Source organism: Haloarchaeobius amylolyticus, from assembly GCF_026616195.1.
Taxonomy (GTDB): domain Archaea; phylum Halobacteriota; class Halobacteria; order Halobacteriales; family Natrialbaceae; genus Haloarchaeobius; species Haloarchaeobius amylolyticus.
On sequence record NZ_JANHDH010000001.1, the window covers coordinates 465074 to 490930 of the forward strand.

General features: G+C 64.9%; 24 protein-coding genes and 2 tRNA genes. 12 read left to right on the forward strand and 14 right to left on the reverse strand.

Annotated features, from left to right (window positions below):
* The first annotated feature begins 27 nt into the window (after positions 1-27).
* The gene (locus NOV86_RS02470) at positions 28-321 is read left to right on the forward strand and encodes a PRC-barrel domain-containing protein (protein ID WP_267639644.1); all 294 of its coding nucleotides are present in this window, start codon (positions 28-30) and stop codon (positions 319-321) included.
* A gap of 8 nt (positions 322-329) precedes the next feature.
* On the opposite strand, the gene NOV86_RS02475 is transcribed toward NOV86_RS02470, so the two are convergent.
* Complete coding sequence (locus NOV86_RS02475) at positions 330-1781, reverse strand: DHH family phosphoesterase (RefSeq protein WP_267639645.1); 1452 nt, start codon at positions 1779-1781, stop codon at positions 330-332.
* A 233-nt stretch (positions 1782-2014) separates the two neighbouring features.
* On the opposite strand from NOV86_RS02475, the gene NOV86_RS02480 reads away from it, so the two are divergent.
* Positions 2015-2088: transfer RNA gene (locus tag NOV86_RS02480), tRNA-Lys, on the forward strand.
* Positions 2089-2511: 423 nt separating this feature from the next.
* Here NOV86_RS02480 and NOV86_RS02485 read toward each other — a convergent pair.
* The 5 genes from NOV86_RS02485 to NOV86_RS02505 form a co-directional block, all read right to left on the reverse strand.
* On the reverse strand, positions 2512-3234 hold the full coding sequence (locus NOV86_RS02485; protein ID WP_267639646.1) for a hypothetical protein: 723 nt from the start codon (positions 3232-3234) through the stop codon (positions 2512-2514).
* A gap of 1058 nt (positions 3235-4292) precedes the next feature.
* Positions 4293-6158 carry a hypothetical protein gene (locus NOV86_RS02490; RefSeq protein ID WP_267639647.1) on the reverse strand — a complete coding sequence of 622 codons (1866 nt, stop codon included), beginning with the start codon at positions 6156-6158 and terminating at the stop codon, positions 4293-4295.
* Positions 6159-6702: 544 nt separating this feature from the next.
* Positions 6703-6957, reverse strand: a complete 255-nt coding sequence (locus NOV86_RS02495; protein ID WP_267639648.1) for a hypothetical protein — start codon at positions 6955-6957, stop codon at positions 6703-6705.
* Positions 6950-8038 carry a tyrosine-type recombinase/integrase gene (locus NOV86_RS02500; RefSeq protein ID WP_267639649.1) on the reverse strand — a complete coding sequence of 363 codons (1089 nt, stop codon included), beginning with the start codon at positions 8036-8038 and terminating at the stop codon, positions 6950-6952. Before NOV86_RS02500 ends, NOV86_RS02495 begins: the two co-directional genes overlap by 8 nt.
* A 537-nt stretch (positions 8039-8575) precedes the next feature.
* Positions 8576-8746: a hypothetical protein gene (locus tag NOV86_RS02505; RefSeq protein WP_267639650.1), complete on the reverse strand. Its 171-nt coding sequence runs from the start codon at positions 8744-8746 to the stop codon at positions 8576-8578.
* Between the two features lie 161 nt (positions 8747-8907).
* On the opposite strand from NOV86_RS02505, the gene NOV86_RS02510 reads away from it, so the two are divergent.
* The gene (locus NOV86_RS02510; RefSeq protein ID WP_267639651.1) at positions 8908-9033 is read left to right on the forward strand and encodes a hypothetical protein; all 126 of its coding nucleotides are present in this window, start codon (positions 8908-8910) and stop codon (positions 9031-9033) included.
* A gap of 9 nt (positions 9034-9042) precedes the next feature.
* Here the strand turns inward: NOV86_RS02510 and guaB are convergent, their stop codons facing one another.
* On the reverse strand, positions 9043-10536 hold the full coding sequence (gene guaB, locus NOV86_RS02515) for an IMP dehydrogenase (RefSeq protein WP_267639652.1): 1494 nt from the start codon (positions 10534-10536) through the stop codon (positions 9043-9045).
* Between the two features lie 233 nt (positions 10537-10769).
* Here guaB and NOV86_RS02520 point away from each other — a divergent pair, with 233 nt between their 5' ends.
* The 5 genes from NOV86_RS02520 (at position 10770) to NOV86_RS02540 (ending at position 12802) form a co-directional block, all read left to right on the forward strand.
* Positions 10770-10955, forward strand: coding sequence for a hypothetical protein (locus NOV86_RS02520; protein ID WP_267639653.1), 186 nt, complete (start codon positions 10770-10772; stop codon positions 10953-10955).
* Positions 10952-11731, forward strand: a complete 780-nt coding sequence (locus tag NOV86_RS02525) for a DUF5794 domain-containing protein (RefSeq protein ID WP_267639654.1) — start codon at positions 10952-10954, stop codon at positions 11729-11731. Before NOV86_RS02520 ends, NOV86_RS02525 begins: the two co-directional genes overlap by 4 nt.
* Positions 11732-11781: 50 nt before the next feature.
* Positions 11782-12009, forward strand: coding sequence for a DUF5795 family protein (locus NOV86_RS02530; RefSeq protein WP_267639655.1), 228 nt, complete (start codon positions 11782-11784; stop codon positions 12007-12009).
* A gap of 64 nt (positions 12010-12073) precedes the next feature.
* Positions 12074-12253: transfer RNA gene (locus NOV86_RS02535), tRNA-Trp, on the forward strand.
* A 108-nt stretch (positions 12254-12361) separates the two neighbouring features.
* Complete coding sequence (locus NOV86_RS02540; protein WP_267639656.1) at positions 12362-12802, forward strand: hypothetical protein; 441 nt, start codon at positions 12362-12364, stop codon at positions 12800-12802.
* Between the two features lie 63 nt (positions 12803-12865).
* On the opposite strand, the gene NOV86_RS02545 is transcribed toward NOV86_RS02540, so the two are convergent.
* Genes NOV86_RS02545 through NOV86_RS02560 form a run of 4 tightly spaced genes read right to left on the reverse strand, consistent with a single transcriptional unit; the run spans position 12866 to position 16483 of the window.
* Positions 12866-15127, reverse strand: coding sequence for an amino acid permease (locus tag NOV86_RS02545; protein ID WP_267639657.1), 2262 nt, complete (start codon positions 15125-15127; stop codon positions 12866-12868).
* Entirely contained in the window at positions 15124-15549 is a 426-nt protein-coding gene (locus NOV86_RS02550) for a universal stress protein (protein ID WP_267639658.1), read from the reverse strand. Before NOV86_RS02550 ends, NOV86_RS02545 begins: the two co-directional genes overlap by 4 nt.
* The gene (locus tag NOV86_RS02555; RefSeq protein ID WP_267639659.1) at positions 15546-15710 is read right to left on the reverse strand and encodes a hypothetical protein; all 165 of its coding nucleotides are present in this window, start codon (positions 15708-15710) and stop codon (positions 15546-15548) included. The genes NOV86_RS02550 and NOV86_RS02555 overlap by 4 nt, the downstream gene beginning before the upstream one ends.
* Entirely contained in the window at positions 15707-16483 is a 777-nt protein-coding gene (locus NOV86_RS02560) for an Lrp/AsnC family transcriptional regulator (RefSeq protein WP_267639660.1), read from the reverse strand. Before NOV86_RS02560 ends, NOV86_RS02555 begins: the two co-directional genes overlap by 4 nt.
* A 267-nt stretch (positions 16484-16750) precedes the next feature.
* On the opposite strand from NOV86_RS02560, the gene NOV86_RS02565 reads away from it, so the two are divergent.
* The 4 genes from NOV86_RS02565 (at position 16751) to NOV86_RS02580 (ending at position 20390) form a co-directional block, all read left to right on the forward strand.
* Entirely contained in the window at positions 16751-17572 is an 822-nt protein-coding gene (locus NOV86_RS02565; RefSeq protein ID WP_267639661.1) for an extracellular solute-binding protein, read from the forward strand.
* Positions 17573-17630: 58 nt separating this feature from the next.
* Positions 17631-18143 (forward strand): DUF7523 family protein, encoded by a 513-nt coding sequence (locus NOV86_RS02570; RefSeq protein ID WP_267639662.1) that lies wholly within the window; start codon positions 17631-17633, stop codon positions 18141-18143.
* Between the two features lie 46 nt (positions 18144-18189).
* Positions 18190-19677 (forward strand): cysteine--tRNA ligase, encoded by a 1488-nt coding sequence (gene cysS, locus NOV86_RS02575; RefSeq protein WP_267639663.1) that lies wholly within the window; start codon positions 18190-18192, stop codon positions 19675-19677.
* Between the two features lie 71 nt (positions 19678-19748).
* The gene (locus NOV86_RS02580) at positions 19749-20390 is read left to right on the forward strand and encodes a DUF6517 family protein (RefSeq protein WP_267639664.1); all 642 of its coding nucleotides are present in this window, start codon (positions 19749-19751) and stop codon (positions 20388-20390) included.
* A gap of 21 nt (positions 20391-20411) precedes the next feature.
* Here NOV86_RS02580 and NOV86_RS02585 read toward each other — a convergent pair whose 3' ends face one another.
* The 3 genes from NOV86_RS02585 to NOV86_RS02595 form a co-directional block, all read right to left on the reverse strand.
* A complete protein-coding gene (locus NOV86_RS02585; RefSeq protein ID WP_438266702.1) occupies positions 20412-22058 on the reverse strand; it encodes a DUF7289 family protein in 1647 nt (548 codons plus the stop codon).
* Between the two features lie 122 nt (positions 22059-22180).
* Positions 22181-23809 (reverse strand): DUF7289 family protein, encoded by a 1629-nt coding sequence (locus NOV86_RS02590; RefSeq protein WP_438266703.1) that lies wholly within the window; start codon positions 23807-23809, stop codon positions 22181-22183.
* Between the two features lie 203 nt (positions 23810-24012).
* Positions 24013-25686 (reverse strand): DUF7289 family protein, encoded by a 1674-nt coding sequence (locus tag NOV86_RS02595; protein ID WP_267639667.1) that lies wholly within the window; start codon positions 25684-25686, stop codon positions 24013-24015.
* Positions 25687-25857 lie beyond the last annotated feature (171 nt).

Consider the following 25857-nt stretch of genomic DNA (forward strand, 5'->3'; position numbering starts at 1 on the left):
AAGACCCGTCTCGCCCTCAGGGTGCGTATGGACGGGACACCGCAAGAGATAACGAGCCTCGTCGGTCGCGAGGTCTATTCGAACAACGGCGTCTTCGTTGGGGAGATCGAGGACGTCCGCCTGAACATCGACAACAGAACCGTCACCGGACTCGCGCTGAACGAACTCAATCCCGAACTGTTCAACGGCCGCCTCGAGAGCGGCGAGCGCGGCGTCCTCATCCCGTACCGCTGGGTGCGCGCGGTCGGGGACGTGGTGCTGGTCAACGACGTCATCGAACGCCTGAAGAAGCCGGACCAGGACGAAGAGGTCGCGGCCTGACTCCGCGTCTAGCTACCGTTTCCTGACTCGCCGCTCTCGACGCCCATCGCCTGGAACAGTTTCCGCTTCACCGCCTCCTCGGTGAGTTGCAAGAGCGTATCGCGGTTCTCGTCGTTGGTCTCGATGCCCGTGAAGATGCCCAGCGAGATCTCCGCGCTGGCCTGGGTGGAGTGGCCCGCGGCCTCGCCGATGTCGCCGTAGGCGTCGGCGAGCACCTTGCCGATGTTCATCCGGATGTCCTTCGAGCGTGCCGCGAGGAAGATGGTGTCGTCGGCGATGCCGAACACCGCGGTCGTGGTGATGCCCTCGAGGTTGAGGAGGTGCTGGGCCGCCTGCGCGAGCGCCTCGCGGTCGCGGATGAAGCCCGCGTTCGAGACGAGGTGACTGCCCTGGACCTCGCGGTTCTGGATGGCCTCGGCGAGCACGTCCAGCGTCTCCGGGCTCATCGACGGCGACTCGACCTGCTCCAGCAGGTCGTGGTTGGCGAAGGGGTAGAGGTACGCCGCGGCGGTCAGGTCCGCCGGGGTGGTATCGCGCTTGAAGTCCAGCGTCTCCTCGCGGATTCCGTAGAGGAGGGCGGTCGCGACCGCCTCGTCGACCTTCATGTCGAACTCCTGGATGTACTTCGTCATGATGGTCGACGTCGAGGACATGTTCGGGCGCACGTCGAGGAACGCCGCGTCGAGGTCCTCCTCGGGCTCGTAGTGGTCGATGATGACGTCGACCGAGATGTCGAGCGAGTCGCCGCTCTTGGCGTGGTCGACGAGCGCCATCGTGTCGTACACCTCCTTCTCCTCGATGTCGGCCCAGTTCAGCAACTCGATGCCGAGCAGGTTGACGAACGCGCGGTTCTCCTGGTGGCCGATGTCGCCGAGGTAGCAGATGTCGGCCTCGACGCCGAGGTGTTCGGCGATGGCCTGCAGCGCCGCCGCGGAGGCGATGGAGTCGGGGTCCGGGCTGTCGTGGGTGAGGATGGCGACGCGCTCTTTGGTGTCGGTGAGGACCTCCGCGAGCTGGTTCGCCTTGTACTCGAGTTCGCCGGATTCGAGCGAGCGCATGGCCGCGTCGGCGATGACCGACGACGGGTTGATGACCACGTCCGCGCCCATCTCGGTGAGTTCGTCCCCGGAGACGGGGTCAGAGGCCCGCACGACGACGAACTGCTCGCCGCCCTGCTCGCGGATGTTCTGGACCGCGGCCTTGTTCGACTCGATGTCCGAGGCCATGATGAGGACCACGTCGCAGTTGGCGACCTCCTCGGCGACGGCCTCGTCGCGGATGTCGGCGGTCTGGGCATTGAGGTCCTGGTCGCGCAGCGCCTCGACGCGGCCCTCGTCGCGGTCGACGATGAGGACGTCCTTGCCCTGCTCGACCAGTTCTTCGGCGACGGCGTGGCCGACGCTCCCACACCCGAGGATGGCGTACTTCGACATCGAGGAGATGCTGACCCCGGCACTCATGTTGTCAGACACCTTTCGCCCGGGGCACTTAACGGTCCCGAAGGCGCCGGGTCGCCCGGAGACGGGGGCGAGACGGCTCGTCGCGCCGGTTCGTGGGTCGCGGCCCACCCGGGCCACCTCGCCGGGACCGACGGCCCGCCGTCCCGGCGCTGGCACGTGATTGGAACACTCACCCGCGGCTGGTTCGAATGATAACCCTTTTTAACTACCACCAGTAACGATGAGATGCAGTTGGGCCGGTAGCTCAGTTAGGCAGAGCGTCTGACTCTTAATCAGACGGTCGCGTGTTCAAATCGCGCCCGGCCCGCTTCTTCGACGCGCGAAAAACATTCGCGTGTCTCAGCAGTTCTCCCGGGCAGTTACAAGTAATTGCACTCGATCCGGGAGTTAGTTGCACGGGTTTCCGACGGCGAGTCCGCACCCTGGAGTGGTCCGGGTCCACTACGTCTTGCGGTTCTACTCGTTCAAACGCACCCCACAGAGATAACGTTGCCGCAGGCTCGCCCGCGCGGGGCACCTGTTTCACCGGAGAACGCCCCCGATTCCAGCCTCCGACCCGCGACTGCCGCGACACTGACCCGAAAAGCATCGACCACCGAATGGGTCCGTAATCTGGCACCCCCAAGAGGTTAGTAAGTCGTCAGTGGCGATGTACCCGATCGGAGGGTTAGTCGCTCACAGAATTTTGGAAAATTGGAGCCTCGCGTATGGGCGTGTCTCTTAGCGTTAGTTAGTCCCAGCGTTCGATCTGCTCGTCGGTAGGGATATAGAACCGGTCTGCTTCTGGGTCGTGCGGCTTATCCTCTGGTACGTCTTCTATGGAGACCGCTTGGATGACCGAGTTCCTGTGGGATGCGCCAAGGTCATCGTCCTCTAATTTGCTCTCTGCTTGGCGTATGTTCTTGCGGATTGCCTCCGGGTTCACGTTCCTCGCTGTGGCCCAACTTTTCGTTTCTTCTGACGTGTTCCCGAGGACCCAGTAGTCCAGTGCTTCTGCTGGGCTCATTTCGTAACGGAACACCAGTTCTTTGAATCGCTGATGGGTATGGGCGATCCCATCTTTCCATCCTTCGGGGTACTTTACGAAGACTGGGAAAAAGAAGGGGTCTTCGTAACTGCGGGAAATGCTTCCAGGGATTTCGAGTGTAATGCCAATGTCTTGAAAAGAATTGAGGTGAGCGTGAGCCACTGCGTTCAGCTGGGCAGGGTCGAACTCAATGTCAGCTCTCCGCAGTTCTTCCTGTAGTTCGTACTCGTTGAATGCGAGCCATACACCATCGCGGTTTTCGATGACCCAGTTGTCCATTCCAGTGTTGAGTCGGGCGTGTTTGAAGTGTTCCAAGAGATTGCGCTGTATGGCTCGCTCTAAGTCTGCATCAGTTTTGGACAGGTCCTCCATGGTAAACTCATTGTTCTCTGCGAACGGCCGGAGGTAGCTGTTTGAGACTCCCATACACAACATATAGTTGGGGAATTATAAAAATCCACCGGGCAAAACAACCATAAGTTGTACACAAGGAACCCACAGTGATTTCTTCGATTATATATGTTCAGGCTGCTGCTTGCGCTGGGGTCTTCGAAATGATATATTCCATAGGACCAAATTGAGCAATCTCCCACGTTTGAGTACGCCGCCGTACCGAACCACGTTCTGCATCCGCCCATCGGTGCCGTGATGGTCTCGTCTCTATACATTCCCATCCAGTAACTTGCCCGCCACCGACCGCGTGGGCACCCTGATTCATCGAAGAAGCGCCCTGCTCACTGCTCCACTGCCGTCGTTCACCTGTCCATCAGGGGTACTCTCAGTCCGCGGTCGCCCTGACCGGTTGGTCGGCCGGTGGGGGTCCCTTGACCATCGGAGAACCGCGACTGACTATGCCCACCACCTTCCGGGGTGTCGTCCAGACCTCTCCACAGTCTCACCGCCGTAGCCAACAACCCTCCGGCCTCATGCAACCTCTCCCCTTGGGGCTGTCGCGTCGGTCCATACCTGGGGTGGCGGGGCAGGCACTGCCGGGGTTAGCAGGTCGTCAGGCGGGGGGTTCTGAGGGGAAGGGTTGGCCACTCGCGGAAATACCGTTTTTTATCTCTACGTGTGGTGCGTGCGATACGGTATCACGGCGGGTCGAGCCAGGCGTAGCCCCTGTGATGTCCCCAAGATCGCGGCGGCGGGAAGTGCGAGGGGCGAGGTTCTTCGGTGAGTGCGACCTCCGGTCAGTCATTGTAGCGGCCGAGCCTGCTGGGCGCGGCCTTCGGGGCTGTCCGGGTCCCGGCCGCATGGACGGTCTGAATGAGCCCTGTGTGTACTCCGGCCCGGTCACCCCACCGAGAAGTCCTGTGGCACGGAGAACCCGCCGAATCGGTCACCACTCCTCCTCGGAGTCTCGTAGGAGGGTGGTGCTCATGCCGCAGGCGTTCTCCGATGAACGCGACCTCCGGTCGGTCTGCATATCGCACTTTATCACACTGGATTCTTCCTAATGAGGAGAATTAGGCAAAATCAAGTGTTCACCGTGGAAGCACGATACCGTGGTCACCGACGAAGTTAACTCGGTAGTCAAACCAACAGAGGTCCTTCCCGCGCTTCTCCTGCTGGAGGTCTCCTCGCTGAGCAAGGTCTTTCAGTACCTTCCGCGTCTGGTCCTGTTTGACTGGATCGTCGGATAGCGTCTCGACTGAGTTTTGAATCTCCGTAGTCGTTCGAGACTCGCCCTGGTCGACGCCAAGCTCGTGTAATGCCTTGCACACCTGCATCAGTCCTACGCTGGAACTCGTGGGTACAATCCGCCACGATTCTCGTTCCACGTCCACCCAGGACGGGATTGCCCCGGTGTAGACGTAGACTGTCGCGCCGTGCGACCCGGTGCCGTTGGCCCGGCTGAATCGCATAATCGCCTGGAGGACATCATACTCGCGGAAATGCTGTGAGACCTCGTTCCCGATGGGGCCAAAATCGAGAGCCTTCCCGCCCCTGCGGTTTCCATCCTCCCCCTGTGCTGCCTTGACCGACTCACCCATCAACGCACACCAACGCTCAATATCGCGGTCGGACCGCTGTGGAGCACCGATTATCAGTCCCACATCACACTGGGCCAGTGCGTTCGTGCCTGTGACCATCCCGTAATGACGAACATTTTCTTCTGGAATGAAGCCATCAAGACCGCGCTTGAGAAGCTCGTTTCTGGCCTTCTTCGACGTTATCAATCCTACATTCTGATTGTGATTGCACACGTATTCGATGACGGCCATATCTCGCCCCGGATTTATCCAGTATGAACTGAGATACGGCTCAATGTTGTCGGTCAGTTGCACGATGCGGAGTTGGAGGGTATCTCGCAGATAGACGTTCGCATCATTCCGGGATAGCACCTGAATGACCTCTGTCTCAGGTCCGAGACAATATCGCCAGAGCACGGGAGATGCCGTACCATCAAGGCCGACCACTGAGGCCGCAGTTGAGAGGTCTGGCTTGCTCGCCAACCAGATTTCACCGTCCTCTGGGTGCCTGGCCGCGGTGTAGCCGCCACCTATGTCAACCCACCTCCACCCGTTCTCCAGCCAGTCCCAGGAGAGGGCGGCTCGGGTGAGTTGTAGTCCATTGATGTGCCCGTGCTCGGTCCGGTGCCAGTTCGCTTGAGAAGGTAGGCAGGTACTCGACTGACGCCATGCTTTAATCTCGGCCTTATTCGACCGATTGTAGAATGCTGCCTCAAGCTGAGCATAGTTCTCGAAGGGGAGGGTAGGCTCGTTCTTCAGAAATTCAGACACAATCTGCTGATATTCATCGGAGTCAAATTTCTTGAGAAATGCGTCTCCGGGGAACTCGTCTATGAATACGACCCGGCCGTCGATGTACTCGGAGACATAGGCGTGCTGGTGGTTCCCGATAATCACGTCTACCGTCGCAACCTCCTCTGGGTCTCGGAATTGAGCCATGTACGGGCACTCCGGACCACAAGGTAGTTCCTCCCCAAAGACGGTCCGGGCATTCTCGTGGAGCCACTTGGCGGACCTCCCCCGGTTGTATTTGCGGTTGAATTTGGTTTTCCAGGCGTCTCCATGTTCGTTGTTTTTCCCTGCCGTGGGGCAGTCTCGGTAAAAGGACGGGATTTGGTAGTAGGTCAATCCCTCCTTTTCACATCCCGCGATGTGTTCTTCAGACAGGTCCGTGCGCGAGGTGAGAATGGTTCCGGGGACGCCAAGCTCGCTCAGGACACTGGTGGCGGACCAACTTTTTCCCATCGACGGGAGCGCGTTCACCACGACCGGGTGGGGCACCTGTGCGGCGTCGAGGACCGCCTGTCGGCACAGTTGACGGGCGTGATCGATGGTCGGAGTCGAGACAAAGTTGGCACTGTAATTGATGGCAGTCATAATATTCAGAGTGGAGGTGTAGCCGCTGAGACAGGTTGATTACGTTCGAAAATACGAGGAAACGCAGCAGAAGCTCAGCAGATTCTCCTCATATAAAAACATTGTTGAGAGAGAATTTAAACTTGCTGGTGAGGTTGGCACTCACCGAGCAGTCGCCGAGAATTGTGTCCCTCAGATACACTTATTCCCGGGAGGATATTAGAACTTGTCGCCGTGTTCAACATTAAGAAACACAGGCATTTGGTTCCAGACGGTGGGTTTGAATAAAGGCCCTTACAACGCGCCGGGACCAACCAGTGAATACCTTTTCACCCGTCGCCACTGGACGCACCCTGGGCGATTCTGAGGCTTCAGGTCACCTGACAGCACCGGAAGTGTTCGCAAACCCCGCAGGCGTCTATTACACCGGATAACCCACCGGGTCGAACAGCACTCGACCACGGGTGGGTTGCTGGAGTCTTCGGATGCCGGTGTCAGTTTTCCAGTGTGGGAGGTGGTTTGTGTGGCGCGCTTCTTCGCTGAACCAGACGGTCCACGGGAGACGCTACAGGCGCTTCACATAGGCACGTCTGAGCAGTCGTTTGACCTCCTTGTCGTCGGTGTCGACGGCCTGCTTAATCTTTTCCAGCTCGTCCTCGGTGAAGGCTGCAAACCCACACTCTCGTTTCTCGTAGGTGTCCCAGAGCGTGATTGCCAATATCTTGTTCTCTATCACCCATTTTTCGCGGTCGTTGGACGCGGCGCGGTACTCGTCAATCAGTTGTTGCACACTGGTCGGGTTGAAGTCGTAGTTAGTCATAGTAGCCTCCGGTCTGCTGCTTGCTCTGGGCGCGGTCTGCCGCCGGTTCGAGGTCCCAATAGTGGGCGTACTCGGTGGTCTTCTCCTCGATGGTCCGTTTGTCGTACACCTTGCGGATGATCTCGGGACTCACGTTCATCTGGAGCGAGACCGCCTCGATGGGGATGTCCCGCTTGCGTGCCTCGGTGATAGCGGCCTTCCGCATTCCGTGCGGGCTGCGGGACGATGGGCAGGTCGAGGCACTGTGTCTGTTCTGGTTCCACTCGCAGGTGGTCGGGTTTCTGTTGTGCGGGCACTCCCCACTGTAGACGCATGGCAGGGTCGCCCGGTAGATGATGTTACGGATTGTCTGGCGTGCTGGTCTCCCGAACCGGGTCGTAATCAGGGGTTTCCGCCCGTGTTTGTCGGTGATGTCGTTCCGGTTCGTCTTGATGTAGTCATCGATGACCTCCGCGGCTGGCTTCGAGACGACGATTGGTCGCTGGCCGTCTTCCCCGTTCTTGAGCGGGGTCTCGGTCTCCGGTCGGTGCTGGGCATTCAGGCGGCGTTCTCCGCTGTTCCAGTCGTCCAGGTCGAAGCTCCGTAGGGTGCCCGTCCGAACACCGGTCGCCCAGAGAATTTCGAGAACCACGTGGTCGAGGCTCGCGTACTCGTATTTGCGGTAGTGCTTGATGATTCGCTTGGCAATCTCGGGTTCGATGAAGGCATGGCGCACACCTTCTCTCGGAGCGAGTCTGGTGGGTTCGACGTACACGTGGAGTCTGGGTAGGACGGCCTGGAACGCCTCACACTTGCGGATGAACACGCGCAGGGTGTGTAGCTGGGTGTTGAGGGTGACGTTGTTGAGGTCGCCATCGTCGCGCCGCCAGATGGAGAACTTGGTGAAGTCTCTCGGGGTGAGGTCGTTGAGGTTGGTGATGTCCTGTTCGTCGCACCAGCGGATGAAGTGGCCGAGTCTGGAGCGGTGTGCGGTGAGGCTTGAGGCCGCGAGTTCGGTCTTCCGCGTGTCGAGGTAGAGGTCGACTGCCTCTCGCGGCGTGATCGGTTCCAGTTCGTAGCCGGTTCGGTGGTTTGATTCCATGTTTGGTGGAACCGAAGACAGAGTGGTGGCCTGGCAATCCCAGTTGGGCACCCGTCTGGATTACTGTGCGATTATTTTCCGAGGCGCGCGCAGCGGTTCATTCGCGCCCGGCCCGCTTCTTCGACGACCGATTCACAGTCAGTCACGACGTTCTCGGACTCTTCGGTGACCCTTCTCGAGCCCGGGCCGTGGTAGCTTCTTCCGACTGCAAGTCAGGGATGCTCTGCACCAACATAACCTGGTCGGTCAGCCGGGTGAAAAGGCGAGTCGAGCCGGGGTCGGGTGGGGCGGACCCCCGGCCCGGACTGCGTAGATGGGATGGCGATGAGGGGTGGGGTCACGTGGTGGGCGGGGCACGTGACCCGTGAGTGCCGGCGGCCGATGGGGGCGACGGTTGACGGAGGGCCATCCGGCACGCAATGCGGGGATGCATTGCAATCGGAAGTCACGGTTCCATCGTAATGAGTTTTCTGTTGGTGTGTCATGTCAGGAACCAGTTACCACTGGTCGGGTACTGCTCGCAGAAAGAACGTGGGCTCAGTCCTGCGGACCGAGTGGTTCGACCTTTTCACTGCCACAGGACGGGCAGATACTGTACGCGGTCTCGAACTCCTCGTCGCAGAACTCGCACCGGAACGCCGCGGTCGATCCCGCCTCACCGCTCCGGAACGCGTTCTTGATGGATTCGATGACGCCCATGGCGGTCACGTTGGAGTTCGACCCGATTCATGTTAAATGTTGACTATACTCACGAATCCCGGCAGAACCGACCTGTCAGCGACCACAGTTCTTCGAGACCCGGTACATCCCGCGAGCGAACCCCTGTAGCCCCGACGTTTTTGTCGTCGCTGGCCGTGTGTCACGATGGCATGTCCGACTTCGAGACGTTCACCTGTTCGGAGTGTAGTACGGATTTCAAGGCGCTTCCGGGTGCGAATGCCGCGGAGAACGAGTTCTGCTCGCCGGCGTGCGAGACCGCCGGGAAGGGACTCTGAGGACCGGGGTCAGTTCCCGTCCGGACTGTAGTTCGGTGCTTCGTCGGTGATGAGCACGTCGTGGGCGTGGCTCTCGGTCTGGCCCGCGGCCGAGACGCGGACGAACTCCGAGCGCTCCTTGAACTCGGGAATGGTCTCGGCGCCGACGTAGCCCATGCCGGACTGCATCCCGCCGACGAGCTGGTGGAGTTCCTTCGCGAGCGGGCCCTTGTAGGGAGTCGCGGCCTCGACGCCCTCGGGGACGTACTCCTCGTCCTCGTCGTCGTCCTTGAGGTAGCGCTGGCCGTCGCCGGACTGCATCGCGCCGACGCTGCCCATCCCGCGGTACTGCTTGTACTTCTTGCCCTGCATCGTGACGACGCGGCCGGGGGCCTCGTCGGTCCCGGCGAAGTACGAGCCGAGCATCACCGCGTCCGCGCCGGCGGCGATGGCCTTGATGGCGTCACCGGAGTAGCGGATGCCACCGTCGGCGATGACGGGCACGTCGTGGCGCTGGGCCACGTCCGCGACCTCGGAGACGGCGGTGATCTGGGGCATCCCCGACCCACTCACGACGCGGGTCGTACAGATGGAGCCCGGGCCGATGCCGACCTTCAGGCCGTCCGCGAAGTCGACGAGGTCCTCGGCGGCCTCCTTCGTGCCGATGTTCCCGACGACCACGTCGGCCGAGACGTTCTGCTTGATCTCGCGGGCGCTGTCGATGACGTTGAGGTTGTGCGCGTGCGCGCAGTCGATGAACAGGACGTCCGCACCGGCCTCGTCGGCGGCGACGGCGCGGTCGACCTCGAAGGGGCCGACGGCCGCGCCGGCGATGAGGCGCCCGTCGTCGTCGCGGGCCGCGTTGTCGTACTCGCGGCGCTGGAGGATGCCCTGCATCGTGACCAGGCCGATGAGCCGGTCGTCCTCGTCGACGATGGGGACGCGCTCGATCTTGTGCTCGTACATGAGTTCGAGCCCCTCGCGCGCGGTGACGCCCTTGGGTGCCGTGATGACCTCCTCGGTCATGGCCTCGCTGACACGGTCCTGCTCGCCGACCTCGAGGTACGGGCGGATGTCGGTGCCGGAGATGATGCCGAGGACGCGGTTCTCCTCGTCGACGACGGGGGCGCCGTTGACGCCCTCGCGCTCCATCATCTCGTCGACCTCCTCGACGGTCTGTTCGGGCTGGGCCGTGACCACGTCACGGATGATGAGTTCGTCGGCGCGCTTGACGCGCTCGACGTGTGCGGTCATCTCGTCGACGTCCAGATTGCGGTGGATGACGCCGAGCCCGCCGTTACGGGCCATCGCGATGCCCATGTCGGCCTCGGTGACGGTGTCCATCGCCGCGGAGAGAACGGGAACTGGAAGCTCCACGTTCTTCGACACGCGAGATGTCAGGTCCGCCTCGTCCGGTTCGACGCGGCTCTCCTTCGGTCGGAGCAGTACGTCGTCGAACGTCAATGCCTCTGGGACACGGAGCTTCTGGGAGAATGGCTCGTCCTCGTGAGCGTCCTTCGCCATATAAGCGGTCCGCACGAGGCCCACAAAAGCGTTCCGAGACAGTCGCTCCGTGGCGTTCCCTTGCACACCCCGTGTGGGGGGACAGTCCCAGTGCACAGATACCAGAACTATCGGTGGTCACTGTTCACTGGCTACGAGACATAGCGCCTCTTTAAAAATAGGCCAGTAATTCGTTGGCGTATGGCCACTCGTCTCACACAATCCTTATCAATTCAGGTCCCTGTGGTGTGAGTATGAACTCCGCCATCGACTTCGACGCGCGCACGTTCGCCCAGGTTCGTGACGACACCGCACGTTCGCTGGCGGAGACATTTGCACTCCTTCGACCCACCAAACGGTTCGCCGACGCCCTGCCGTCGCGTCGCCGCCGTTACCACCCCGGGGCCACGGGTCAGGCCCACCCACCAGCCGGTCGATGAGCGCGTCACGCCACCCGGTCGCCCTCAAGCTCGAGGGCATCGTCGGCGGGAAGACCCGCCTGCTCGCGACCGTCATGGGCCTCTCGCTCGTCGACGGTATCTTCCCGGCACTGGTGCTCGCCGGCGCGCTCTCCGGCCCGGTCGGCATCCTCCAGGTCGGCCTGCTCGTCTTCGGCGGCAGCGCCACCGTGGCGGTCATCCTCGCCGAGATGGACGGCACCCACCGCGAGATCGTCACCAGCGTCGCCATCGTCGGTATCGGCATCGTCGCCCTCGCGGCCGTCGAGGCCGCCATCGCGCCGACCATCGAGAGCGTCCTCGACACCGAGACGTTCAAGCGCGCCGCCGCGCTCGTCATCGCGGCCGTCGCCGCCAAGACCGCCTCGGCCCGCGTGGGGGAGTACCTCCCCCGGCCCGCGGTCGTCGTCGGCCTCGGCCTGCTGGTCAGCCTCGACCTCTCGAACCCCCAGCTCGCCCTGGCGCCCGACGTGGTCCTCATCGCGAAGGCCACCGCCGCGGCCGCCGTGGGCGCCACGTTCGCCCTGCTGGTCGCCATCGCCGGCCCGCACCTCCGCCAGCGCATGGACGTCGACCGCTTCCGCTTCGGTAGCGCGGTCGCCCTCGGCCTGCTCGCGCTCTCCATCGCGGGCCTCCTCGAGGTCAACTCCGCCCCGCTCGCGGTCATGCTCGTCTCGGCCGTCCTCGCACTGGACCCCAGTGCGGGTGAGGAACAGCCGGTCGATGCCGCCAGCGAGCACGCGGACTGCGCCGACTGACCGCGGTCCTGACCGGAGGGCTTACGGCCGTCCGGCGTTCCATTCCTCCCATGACAGGCAATCGCGTCGTGGAGGGTCGCATGGTCACCCCCAAGAGCCTCGCCGAACTCGTCGAGGGCGAGTCCGTCATGGAAGCCGAGAACATCGAAGACGCCGACCGGGAGTGTCCCGACTGCGGCGGCGACGTGCTCAAGGTGGTCTACATGCCGAGCGTCACCGAACTCGTCACCGGCTACAAGTGCCAGGAGTGCGAGTGGGGCGAGGCCGACCGCGACTGAGCGGTCCCTCGAATCGGTCTGAATCGAAACCCCTTTAGTGCGAACCGCCAAACGAGAGAGCGAAGGGGACGTGGCCAAGCCAGGCATGGCGACTGACTCCAGAGGCCACGCGCCCGGGACGAAACTCCAGCTGATATACCGAGCGGCCGACTGATCATCGGTCCGCGACGACGACCCTCTGGAGTTCCGAGGCGCACACACCGGAGATATCAGTCGATCGGGGGTTCAAATCCCTCCGTCCCCATTCTTTCGTGGCACCAGACGGCGAGCAGAGGGTGTCCCCTCTCCGGAACCACCGGCCGTCGGCTGCTTCTGCCAAAAGCTCTTTCCGCTGGCCGTGGGTCGGTCCGACATGGCAACGCGACGACAGTGTATCGCCGGTCTTTGGTGTGCGGTAACGACGGCCACCGCCGGCTGTACCGGGGAGTCGATGACGCCGAAAATCGAGCACAGGTTCTCCCTCGACCGGGGTGAACGGCACTCGTTCTCGCTGCAGTTCGACGAGGACGTTGTCTACGAACTCGACGTCACGGCACGGGGTGGCCGGGTCGACGTGACGATGCTCGAAGTGGATGGATTCGTGAACTTCCTCGACGACGTGGAGCGTCCGTACGAGTACCTCATCGAGCCGTACGTCCAGGGCGACGGGGATGACGCGAAGAAGGGGTCTGCCCCGTCGGGCCGGTACTTCCTGGTGGTGGACAACAGCAACGAGTGGACGCCGCCGTCGAGCAGCGACCCCGTGACGGTCGCACTGACGTTACGGTCGCGAGAGAGAACCATCTTCGATTGAGAACCGCCTGCACGTCGGCCCGCTCGTCGCCTCCTTTCAGCAACCGGCCGACGGCTGACCGCCCTAGTCCCCCAGCAGCCGGTCCACTACCCCACGCTTCCGGGCACGCTCGGCGAGTAGCACGGAGCAGTCGACGTCCTCGACGACGTCGAGCACGAGCGAGCCTCTGACCAGTCGATTCAGGAGGCCGCGTTCGGTCGCGCCGATGATGACCATGGTCTCGTCGGTGGCGGCACGTTCGATGGCGTTCTCGACGTCGCCTTCCTCGACGTGGATGGTCGCGTCGGCGAGGTCGTGGTCGGCGGCCCACTCTTCGAGGAAGGCGGTGCCGTCCTCGACGGCGTCGGCGACGTGCAGGAGCGTGATGTCGGAGTCGTACTCCGACTGGAGCAGTTTCGCGACCTCGGCGGAGAGGTCGGAGTCGGGGCCGCCGGCGGTCGGGACGAGGATGCGGTCGGGGTCGAAGCCGCGGTCCTTGAGGACGAGGAAGTCACAGGGTAGGTCGGCGGCGAGGTCGTCGACCGCGCTCTCGACGCGGCCGGGGGAGCCGAATCGCTGCTTCCCCCAGCCCATGACGACCATGTCGGCCTCGTGGGTCCGGGCAGCGTCGAAGATCTCGCCGAAGGACTCGTGCGAGAGGATGGTGTGGGTCTCGACGTCGACGCCGAAGGTCTCGGCGTCGCGCTCGGCGGCGTCGAGCACGGCGTGGTAGTCCTCCTCGAGTTCGTCGGCGTGGGCCGCGGCGTGGCCGAGCGAGGTCTGGTCCGGGGCCGTGACGATGTGGACGGCGTCGACGGTGCCGCCGTGCTGGCGGGCGATGGCGCTGGCGAGCGTGATGAGGTCCTTCTCGTGTTCGGGGTTCGCGAGGGGGACCATGACGCGGTAGTCGCCGCCGTCGGGCTGGACGGTGTCGGCGGCGGAGACGGCCGCCTGGGGCAGTTGCTCGGACTGTTCGAGGATGTACTGGCTCAGGATGCCCTTCTTCTCGGCCTTGTCCTTCGCGTAGACGAGGTACCAGACGAGGCCGCCGGCGACGAACACCAGCGAGAGGCCGATCTCGATGGGTTCCATGAACGCGATGAGGCCGAAGGAGGTGAGCGCGCCGAGGATGGGGACGATGGGGTAGAGCGGGACCTCGAACTCGGGCTGGTACTCGTCGACGTCGGCCTCGCGCATCACGATGAGGGCGAGGTTGAGCAGGCCGTAGACGATGAGGTGGAGGACGCTGCCGGCCTTCGCGAGTACCTTCACGTCCCCGATGGCGATGAACAGCAGGATGAGCCCGCCCGTGACGGCGATGCTCCGGTACGGGGTCGCGAAGCTCGGGTGGATGGCGTTCAGTTTCGCGCTGATGAGCTTGTCACGGCCCATCGCGAAGTTGATTCGCGAGGACGCGAGGATGGAGGCGTTCGCACTGGAGGCGGTCGCGAGCAGGCCTGCGAAGGTCAGTAGTCCGACGCCGAGGCCGGCGAGGCCGACGGTCCCGAACGCGATGTCGGCGACGTCGAGGACCGGCGTCGTCGTGGCCTGTGGGCCGAGCTGGCGCCAGTTCACGACACCCATCAGGACGACCATGATGATGGCGTACATGGCGGTCACGATGGCGACGCTGCCGACGACCGCCAGCGGGAGGTTCCGGCCGGGGTTCTTCAGCTCCTCGGCGACGGTCGTGATCTTCGCGAAGCCGAGGAAGGAGACGAACACCAGGCCGGTCGCGGGGAGGACGGCCGCGGCACCGCCCGTCTCCTCGGGGAAGAACGGCCGCAGGGTCGAGAGGTCGGCCTGCATGATGCCGAGGACGGAGAAGACGGTGAGGATGCCGACCAGCAGGGTCACGATGACGATCTGTATCTTCCCGGTCTCCTTCGCGCCGACGTAGTTGATGAGCACGAACGCCGACCCGGCCAGCAGCGCGCCGAGCTGGAACTCCGAGAGGGCGAGTGGCCCGAGCGTGAGGGTCGGGAGGGGCAGGAAGGTGGCGAGGTACTCGCCGAAGCCGAGGGTGTAGAAGGCGCTCGCGAACGCGAGGCCCATCCAGTTCCCCCAGCCCGCGATGGACCCGAAGATGGGCCCGAGCGCGTGGTTGACGTAGTAGTAGCTGCCGCCAGCCTTCGGCATCGCGGTGCCGAGTTCGGACGCCGAGAGCGCCGTGAACAGCGAGATGACGCCGCCGACGACGAACGAGAGGGCGACCGCGGGGCCCGCGGCGGCCGCGGCCTGGCCGGGGAGGACGAAGATGCCGGCGCCGATCATCGTGCCGACGCCGATGGTCAGCGCCGAGAGCAATCCGAGGTCCTTCGCGAGTTCCTCGTCGTTCGCCGTCATCCCTCCGTCTCCTCCGGCAGCGCGACGACGGGACAGTCGGCCTCCGTGACGAGTCTGAGGGTGCGGTCGCCGGCGAGGAACTGGACGAGTCGGGAGCCACCACGTGGCCGGAACACGATGGCGCTCGCGTCGACCTCGTCGGCGTACTCGACGATCCCCTTCACCACGTCGCGTCGGTACACCTTGCTCGTCTCGGCGTCGGGGAACGTGTTCCGGAAGGTGGCGAACGCCTTGTCGGCGACCGTCTCCGACTGTTCGACCGGCGTCTTGTCGGGGACGCCGTCGCCCTTCTCGACGACGTGGACGACGATGATGCGCCCGAACGTGTGCGCGCCGAGTGCGTCGAGCGCCTCGGCCGTCCCACGCGCGTCTGCCTCGGTCGCGACCGGTACCACTATCGTATCGGTGAGTGTGCGTTTCATTCTATCTGGTAGTGACAGAATTCGACCGCCCCACAGCTGGGGCAGGCGTCGGTGTCCGGGTCGACCGTGGTGCCACAGTTCCGACACTCCGAGAGCGTCTCGTCCGGGGTGAACAGCCGTTTCAGTAGCGTCGGGAGCGTGGCCATGACGGTCTGTCTCATCGGATCGACGTCTCCGGTGTGCAGAACGGGTCGAGGCCGTCGTCGTCGTCACCGGAGCCGTGCCGCGAGAGGACGGTGACGATGTCGTCGGGTTCGACGACCGTATCGCCGTGGGGCGTCAGCTCCTGGTCGTCCCGTTCGATGCCGATGATGAGCGTGTCGTCGTCGAGGATACCCTGTGCCACCGCGTCCTCGATGGAGAGGCCGGCGATGGGGGCGTCCGGCTGGACGGGTATCTCGACGATGTTGGCCTCGCCGGTGAGGCTGATGAAGTCGTTCGGCTGGCCCGTGGGCTGCTCGACGTCGGGGTTGAACGGGGTGTACGGGCTGAAGAACTCGTCCTCGACGAGGTCCTCGTCCTCGATCTCGATGCCGAGTTGCGAGAGGTTGCGAGCGACGCGCTGGAGGTCCTTGGTCGTCTCGCCGACCGCCAGCACGTGCAGGTTCTCGCGCCCGGTCATCAGCGTCCGGACGTTGATGACGCCCGGTATCGCTCGCGCCTTGTGCGCGAGGGCTTCGCGCTCCGGCACGGGGACGTTACACAGGTAGAGGTTCGTGAGGTTGCCGCCAGCGCGCTCGAAGTCGAGGTGGACCGGGTAGCCCCGGATGACGTCGTTGGCCTCGAGTTTGCGTATCCGGTTCCGGACGGTCGCGCCCGAGACGTTCACCTCCTCGGCTATCGAGGCGGCGGTGTTGCGGGCGTCCTGCATCAGTGCGTACAGGATGCGCCGGTCGATATCGTCGAGTCGGTGGTCGGTGTTCGGGTGTGTCATGCCTGGAACCTGGCCGCGTACGGTTTCGGTTTCACAAACGAGTGGCTAGTATATTGCTTTAATCATTCCCACGGCCACTTCCGATTTCGATTTCCGAACCGACTGCTGGTCGCAGGCCCCGAATCGGCGCGGACGGGAACGGCGTCACAGCCCGGTCAGCCTCCCTGTCTGGGCCGGACACGCGAACACGTTCGCGTGTTCCAGCCCGCTGGGAATAGAAACCAGTATTCATTACGAACCGATTCGAAGGTTCGGACAGACAGTTACATGCCGACGCGTCGCCGGACCCTGCAGGCGCTCGCCGCCACCGGAACGGCCGGACTGCTCGGGAGCACCGTCTACGGGCAGCTCTCGGCGTCGAAGGACGCGCCGACGGCGCTCGTCGCCGGCTCGCTGCTCACGGTCGCCTCGAACACCGAGGGTGCGAGCATCGAGGCGCACGGGTCGGCGACCGTCGCCCAGCTCGTCCGCGACGACCTGCGGGACCCGGACGCGGTGGCCCTCGCCGACCCCGCGCTGTTCCGGGGCATCACCGACGAGTTCACGCTGTTCGCGACGAACGCGCTGGTGCTGACCTACGACCCCCAATCGGCCCGGGCCGGGCAGATACGGCAGCACTGGCGCGAGGCGGTCCGGGACCCGGACGTGGCGGTCGGCCGGACCGACCCGAAACTGGACCCGCTGGGCTACCGGACCGTGATGGCACTGCGACTCGCGGACGGAATCGACGCCGAGAATGTCCTCGACGAGTCCCGCATCTTCGCCGAGACGGGCCTCCTGAACGCCCTCGAGGCCGGCGGCATCGACGCGGCGTTCACCTACCGGAACATGGCGGTCGAGCGCGACCTCCCCTACGTCGACCTCCCGGCGAGCATCGACTTCTCGGACCCGACCCACGCCGAGACCTACGCCACGGTCAGCTACGACCTGCCCGAGCAGACCGTGCAGGGCGCGCCCATCAGGTACGGCGTGACGGCGCTGACGCCGGCCGGCGAGCCGTGGGTCGAGACCCTCGTGGCCGAGGACCGCCGGCTGGAGATGGCGGGGTTCACCATCCCGCGGAGCTACCCGAAACTCGGCCGGCCGTGACTGGTGGAACCCGGACACGACCGCGTCGTTTATCGGTCGGGCCCGCCCGGGTTCGAGTATGACGCTGGCGAGGGAGACGCGCGACGCGGCCGACGACCACCCCTTCCTGCTCGCCGCCCTGCGTGCGGGCGTGGTGAACTACTCTGCGGCCGCACGGTTCCTCTCGGTCGACGGCGAGGAGGAGGCGGTGGCGACGGCGCTCCGGCGCTACGCCGACGCACTCCCCGACTTCGAGACGGGTAACCGGGACGTTCGCGTCACCATGCAGAGCGGCATCGCACCGGTCGACGAGGACGACGGGACCGAGCCACTGCTCCGGGTCGGCGAGCAGGGCTACACGAAGGCCAGCGGCGGCGGCGCGACCGCCATCCTCGCGACCGGGATGGTCGACGCGGCGCTCTGCCAGCAGGTGCTCGGGCGGCTGGAGACCGACGGCGTGGGCGTCTCCGCCCTCGGGTTCGACGCGGACGCGCTCGTCGTGCTGGTCGACCGCCGGGAGGCAGCCAACGCCCTGCGCGCCGTCGAGGCCGCCGCCGAGGCCGTCCGCGAACCGGCGGGTGACACGCCGTGACCAGTCACCGTATCGGTTAAAGGGGCTGCAGGGGAACAAGCAGGTAATGACCCTGTACGTGTCGAACACGTTGACGGGCGAGAAGGAGGCGTTCGAGCCACAGGACCCCGACGATGTGCTGCTCTACTACTGTGGCCTCACCGTCTCCGACCCCGCCCACCTCGGCCACGCCCGCGGCTGGGTACACGTGGACGTGATGCACCGCTGGCTGGAGCACCAGGGCTACGGTGTCCGCCACGTCGAGAACTTCACCGACGTGAACGAGAAGATCGTCGCCCGTGCTGGGGACCCCGACCTCGGCGACGACGAGGCCGCGGTCGCCGAGCACTACATCCAGGACGTGCTCGACGACATGCGCGGGTTGAACCTCAGGCGAGCCGAGGTCTACCCCCGCGTCTCCGAGCACGTCCCGGAGATCGTCGACCTCATCGAGACGCTGGTCGAGGGGGGCCACGCCTACGAGTCCAACGGCTCGGTCTACTTCGACGTGACCACCTTCGAGGACTACGGCAAGCTCTCGGGCCAGCAGGTCGAGGAGATCGAAGAGCAGGGCGACCCGGACGAACTCGCGGAGAAGCGCCACCCCGCGGACTTCGCGCTCTGGAAGGCCGACGGCGTCAAGCCCGAGTCTGTCCGCGAGCACCGCAAGGCGGGACACCCACTCGGCGACGACGAGTGCCCCAGCGGCCAGACGTGGGACTCGCCGTGGGGCGAGGGCCGGCCCGGCTGGCACATCGAGTGCTCGGCGATGTCGATGACCCACCTCGACTCGACCATCGACATCCACGTCGGCGGGCAGGACCTCGTCTTCCCCCACCACGAGAACGAGGTCGCCCAGAGCGAGGCCGCCACCGGCCAGCAGTTCTCGAAGTACTGGCTGCACGTCCGCCTGCTGGAGACGAAGGCCGAGAAGATGTCCTCCAGCCTGGGCAACTTCACCACCGTCTCGGACCTGCTGCGCGAGGAGGGCCCGAACGTGGTCCGGATGTTCCTCGTCTCGACGGCCTACCACAACAAGGCGGTGTTCAGTGACGAGACGCTGGCCGAAGCCCGCGAACGCTGGGAGCGCCTCGAACGCGGCTACCGGACCGCGGTCGACGCCTGTGACTCGACTGGCGCCCGGACGAAGGTCACCGACCGCGACCTCCGGTCCGCGGTCGAGCGTACCCGCCGGGAGTTCGCCGAGGGCATGAACGACGACTTCAACACCCGCGAGGCGACGACCGCGCTGCTCGAACTCGTGAGCGCGGTGAACGCCCACGTCGGCGAGCGCGACGAGTACGACTACCGCGCGCTGCGAGACGCCATCGACGCGTTCGAGGAACTCGGCGGCGGCGTCCTCGGCTTCCAGTTCGGGGCCGAGACCGACGGCGAGGCCAGCATCGCCGACGAGGTCGTCCAGCTGGTCCTCGACGTGCGCGAGGCCGAACGCGAGGCCGGCAACTACGAGCGCGCCGACGACCTCCGCGACGAACTCGAGGCCATCGGCGTCACCGTCGAGGACACCGACGACGGCGCGACGTTCCACTACTGACCTGTCGCCACGGTGGAAGACCGAGCGACGTAGGCGAACAGACTTTTGTTTCGTGCCGATTGAGCGACCGTATGAAGCTGACACGACGGACGCTGCTGGGTAGTGCGAGTGCTGGAATCGCTGCCACCGCCGGGTGTCTGGGCATCCTCTCGGGCACGAGCGAGTTCACGGCCGACCAGGTCGCGGTCGACTCCCAGGTCGCGAGCGAGACGAACTACGTCAAGCAAGAGCCCAAAGAGCAGACCATCGAGAAGACGTTCTCGGCGGCGGGTCAGGAGAAGACCGTCAAGGTCGTCAACTGGATCACGCAGTACTACAAGACGCTCGACCTGCCCATCGCGTCGGACCAGAAGGCGGGCGTGTTCGCGCTCATCTCCTCGCCGAAGGTGGAGGTGCTCGGGCAGTCGTTCAACCCCCTGAAGGACTGGGACACGCGCAAGTTGGCGGCCCAGCTCCAGTCCCAGTACGAGGGCTTCTCGGTCGGCCAGGAGGTCGACCAGTTCGCCGTCCAGATACTCGGCTCGGCGAAGACCGTCAGCAAGTTCGAGGGGACGGCGACCCTCGGCGGGAGCGACGTCGACGTCTACATCCTGCTCTCGGGCGCGGTCGGGCACGAGTCTGACTTCGTCGTCCCGATGGCGGTCTACCCGCGCCAGATCGACGAGCAGGCGAACGTCCGCAAGTTGATGCGGAACCTCGTCCACCCGGCCTGAGACGGGGCGTTCGCCGCCCGGTCAGTACTGCCGGAGGTCGACCACGTCGACGTGGACGCGGACGTAGGACACCCGCGAGTCGAACAGGTCGACCGGTATCACGTCGAGTTGCATGCCGACGAGCGACGCGTCGTAGGTGACAGTCGTGCTCTGTTTGACGGCGATGGGGCCGGCGACGATGGCACCCGTGACCGACGACGAGCCGGTCGCGACGCAGACGTCCCAGCCGACGCACTGGCTGGCCCCGGTCAGCTGTGCAGCGTTGGCCTCGCCGGGTGCCAGCGCGGGGGTGGCCCGCGGGGCGTAGATGACGCCCTCGAACTTGGTCGACCCGCCGGCGAACCCGACCTGCATGGTCGAGGGGCCGAACACCTGCGCGTGGCGGGCGTCGCCGTCGGTGACCAGGAACTCGCTGTTGCGCATCGCGAAGTTGCCGGCCGCGTACACCCGGAGGACGCCGTCGCCGCCCGCGCCGACGACCGTGACGTCCCCGCCGTCCAGGACCACGTCGCCCGGCACGACCAGCGTCACGTTGCCCGCCGACAGGTCGACGACGAGGGTCTCCCCGGTGAGCGAGAGGTCGCCGCTCCCGTCGACGAGGTAGGTGCCCGAGGCGAGGACCGTGGTCGCGTGGGCGGTCGGGTCGAACGACAGGACGCCGGCGGTGCCCGTGACTGCCTGACCCGAGACGGGCCCACAGCCGGGGTCACAGACCGTGACCGAGCGCGACTGGAAGGTGCCCGGCTCTGCCATCGTGGTGGCGCGGTCGACGGTCGCGGCGACGACCCAGTCGAGGCTCGACAGGCCGTCGTCGTGGTGCTCGGTCGTGGTGCCCGTGATGGCGCCCGCGCCCTGGACCGTGACGGCGCCGCTGGCGACGACCGACCCGTCGACGACCGAACTGCCGGTGCCGACGTAGATGTCGCCGTCGGCCCCACCGGTGGCGACGGCAGCGTTGTCGAGTCGGGGCGTCGTCTGTGCGCCCGGGACGAAGGTCATCGAGACGGTCTGAGCAGGCGCATCGACGACGACCGCCGACCCGGCGAACGACCGGAAATGCTCGGCCCAGACCGTGTAGTACGGCGATTCGACCGTGACGGTGGTGGGCGTCCCGTCGACGAACACCGTCCCGGACGCACTCGCGAGTGGCTGTTCCTTCGCGACCGTCAGCGTCCCCGACGAGAGGTCCGAATCCCCGTCGAAGGCGATGACCGGCAACGAGAGCGTGTCGTCGCGGTAGGAGAGCTCCGGCGTCGAGAGGACGACCGTGCCCGCCTCGGTCACCTTCCACAGCCCGCCGCCCTCGTAGACGAACGTCGCCCGCGGGTGCTCGTAGACCACCGCGGTCAGGTCCTCCTCGAGAAGCGTCTCCGACGGCGTCTCGACGGTTATCGTCCCGGTCGTGAGCGTGTACACCCCGGTCGCTCCCGCCGCGGGTAGCCGGACCGTCGTCGCGCCCGCCTCGGAGTGTGCGACGCTCTCGACCCGGTGCTCGAACGCGAGCATCGCGGCCTCTGCGGTGTTCGTCTCCGCGGTCGACCTGGTCTCCGTGAGGACCGTCCCCGCGAACACCGCGATGCCGGCGCTCGCGACGACCACCATCGTGATAACTAGTAACACACCGACGACTGTACTGACCCCCCGTCCTGCTGGTACTTCTGCGTACACGTGACTCTCCCCGTTTCCCCTGTCTCCGTCTCGACGGCGTCACACTGTGTCGCGCCGCTCCCCTGGGACAGGCCCAACCAATAGGACGTTAGATATGTATAAATAGTTATTCTAGCGGGGCTTCACGAGAGAGCGAGTCGTTCGTCCTCGTCACCGTCGTCGAGTTCGACCTCGTGCAGCGAGACGTGGAGGAAGGTGATCGGCGGCGGGAACAGCTGGTCGTCGATCTGGAGCGACGGTTCGACGTTGGTCAGGTAGGGGTCGTGGGTGAACTCGGTGTTCTGTTCGAGCTTCGTCGGCCCGCCGATGATGGCGCCCACGAGGTTCGAACTCCCGGCGACGACGCAGACGTCCCAGCCTTCGCACTTGCTCTGGCTGGAGAGGGCCGCCTCGTTCTCCTCGTCGTCGTCGATCGCCGGGTAGTCCCGGGGCGCGTAGATGGTCCCGAAGAACTCCGTGTCGCTCCCGCCGGTGATGGCGACCTGCATGTCCGAGGTGCCGTAGATCTGCAGGCGCGAGGAGTTGTTGTCGTAGCCGGCCTGGGCGTTGTGCAGCCCGAAGTTCCCGGTCGTGTACACCCGGAAGGCGGCGTCGCCGGTCGGGTTGTTGATCTCGAGGTCCGCGTCGTCCAGCGAGATGTTCCCGTCGAGGACGAGCGTGACGTTCCCGTCGGAGAGGTCGACCCGGACGTCGTTGCTCGTCAGGTCGATGTCCTGGTCGTAGAAGTACGTGCTCCCGTTCTCCATCGTGATGTTGTTGCCGGGGTTGTTGGGGGTGAGGACCGAGCTGTTGTTCCGGGCCCCCTCCACCTTCCACTCGATGGCCGGGTCGAGTTCGTACAGGCCGGACTCGATGCCGGACTCGATGGAGCCGGTGATGCTGCCGGCCCCGCTCACGTTCACGTCACCCTCGGCCCGGACCGGCCCGTTGATGACCGCGTTCCCGCTCTGGACCGTGACGTCGCCCTCGTCACCGCCGGTCGCGTACACGCCCTGTCTGAAGTCGCCGTTCAGGATGGGCCGGCCGAGCTTGACCTTCACCGTCTCGTTGGCGTGGTCCACCGAGACCGCCCGCTCGCTGGTGTGCTTGCGCAGGTAGTCCGCCCACCCGCCGTAGTACTCGCTGTGGATCTTCACCGTCACGAGCTCGCCCTCGACGTAGCCGACGCGGTTGATGGGCGACATCGTCCGGTTCTTGCGGATGTTGACCACGCCCGAGTCGATGCGCTCCTCGCCCGAGATGATGGGTATCGGGAGGTTCAGCGTGCCGTCGCGGTAGTAGAACTGCGGCGGCGACACCATGACCGCGTCGTCACCGGTGCCGCGCCAGACCCCACCGGCCTGGTAGGCGTACACCGTCTCGCCCCTGGTGTACTCGATGGAGCCGAACGACTCGTTCGCGATGTCGATGTTCTGTGTGTAGACCTCGATGCGCCCGGTGTCCTTGCGGTGGATGGCTCCCTCGCGGGTCCGGATGTCGAAGTTCGTCTGGTCGCTCGACCCCTCGCCGAGCGCCACCGAGTTGACGTTCTGCTCCAGCTCGACGAACACCTGCTCTATCCGGACGTCCTCGGTGTCCTCTCTGGTCTCCTCGAGCGTGAGCCCGCCGACCACGACGATGGAGACCGCGCCGATCGTTACGACGGCTACGAGCAACACGATCGCCAGCAGTGCGCTCTGCCCTCGGGCTGTGCCGTCCTGTGTCCCCCGACACGACGTACCGTCTCCCCCCCTCGTGGAGAGACGTCTCATACACTGCTGAGTAGTCACGGGATTATAAATAAGAATTGTAAGGTCAGCCGTACGAAATCAGTTGTTCTTTCTGATGGTTGTATAGTACTAACTGAATAATCTCAGAACAAATCCCTGATAGGGCCCAAGAACTAGTCTAGAGCGTTTCAGGCGTCGACTGTCAGCAAACGGAACTCTGGCCGCAAGTTTCAATAGTACAACTACTACTGGTGTCTCGGCGCGAACATGAACGTTGTGGCCCTGCATCCCCGGGGAACCGCGACCTCTCCGACGAGCAGGGACGTCCGCGCATCGACCCCGTGTGCTGCGTGGTCGAGGACGACCCGCCCGGCCGTGTCACCGTCCTCGAGGGCGACGTCGTGGACCGAGACGTGCAGGAAGGTGATCGCGGGCGGGAAGAGGCTGCGTTCGAGCTCCAGTGACGGCTCCTGGTCCACGAGCGCGGTGTCGTAGACCAGCCCCGTGCTCTGGCCGACGTAGGTCGACCCGCCGACGATGGCACCGACGACGTTGCTGTTCCCCTGCGCGAGGCAGGTATCCCAGCCGTCGCACTCGCTGGCGGTCCCGACGACGCCCTCGTTCGGCTGGCCGGGTGCGAGGGCAGTCTCCTCGCGCGGTGCGTAGATGAGGCCGTAGAACTCCGTGCTACCGCCGGTGAACCCGACCTGCATGTCCGAGGTACCGTACACCTGGACGTACTCGGGGTGGCCGCTGACGCCAACGATACCGTTGTGGAGGCCGAAGTTGCCGGTCGTGTACACCCTGAAGGCCGTGCCTGCCGACCCGTTGGTCACGTGGATGTCGCCGCCGTCGAACGAGAGGTTCCCGTCGACCAGCAGCGTCACGTTGCCGCCAGCGAGGTCGACGTCGACGTCCTCGCCGGTCGAGACCACGTCGGCGTCGACGTAGTACGTCTGCCCCCCGTCGAGCGTCTCGGTGAAGGGGTCGGGTCGCGGGACCGATGCGTTCCGCTCCGCGTCTGCGACGAGTCGTTCGACGACCGGGTCGATCTCGGTCAGCGACGCGTCGACGTTCGACGCGACCGTCCCGTCGATGGAGGTGCTCGACTTCGTCTGGACGTCGCCCTCGGCGACCACCGGGCCGTCGATACCCCCGGCACCGCCGTCCGCATCCACCGTCACGTTGCCGCCGGCACCACCGGTGGCGTACACACCGTGGTCGAAGCTCCCCTTCGCCAGGGGCCGACCGAGGCTGAGGACCACGGTCTGGTTCGCGTGGTCGACCGAGACGGCGACGTCGTTGGTCCGCTCGCGGAGGTACTCGGCCCAGCCGGCGTAGTACTCGCTCTGTATCTCGACGGTCACCAGCCGCCCCTCGACGTAGCCGACCTGGTTGACGGACGACCTGGTCCCGCGCTTGGTCGCCGTGACGGGACCGTCGGTGAGCTGCCCGTCGCCGGTGACGATGGGGACCTGCACGTTCAGCGTCCCCTCGCGGTAGGAGAACTGCGGCGGGGTCACCATCGTCGCGTTCGCGCCGGTGCCGCGCCAGACGCCGCCGGCCTGGTACGCGTAGACGTCGTCGCCGCGGCGGTACTCGACCGCCCCGAGCGAGACGTTCGCGATCTCGGTCCCACCAGAGACGACCCTGAGGCGGCCATCGTCGCGGCGCTGTATCGTGGCGTCGCTGCGGTCCACGTCGAAGTCGACCTGGTCGACCCGGCCCTCACCCAGGGCGACGCTATCGACGACGCGGTCGAACTCGCGGAAGGCGAACTCGACGCGCGTGTCTTCTGCCGCTGCTTGCTGCTGCTGGACCGTGACGTGCCCGGCGACGAGGACGCTGACGACCCCGGCGGTGACGAGCAGGGTCAGCAGGGCCACGGCGATGGCCTCCGACTCACCACGACTGCACATCGCTGCCGGCCACCGTCGCCCTCGCCCGTCGGGCCTCGGACTACGACGTGTCATCACAGAGTAAGAAGGCTCCCGCGGGGATATCGCGAGAGGCTATCCTATGTGCGTCCGTGGCCGCGGCACTGGGAAGACACTCGTCTCCTCTCCGGTGTAAACCGTGTTCTGAGACCA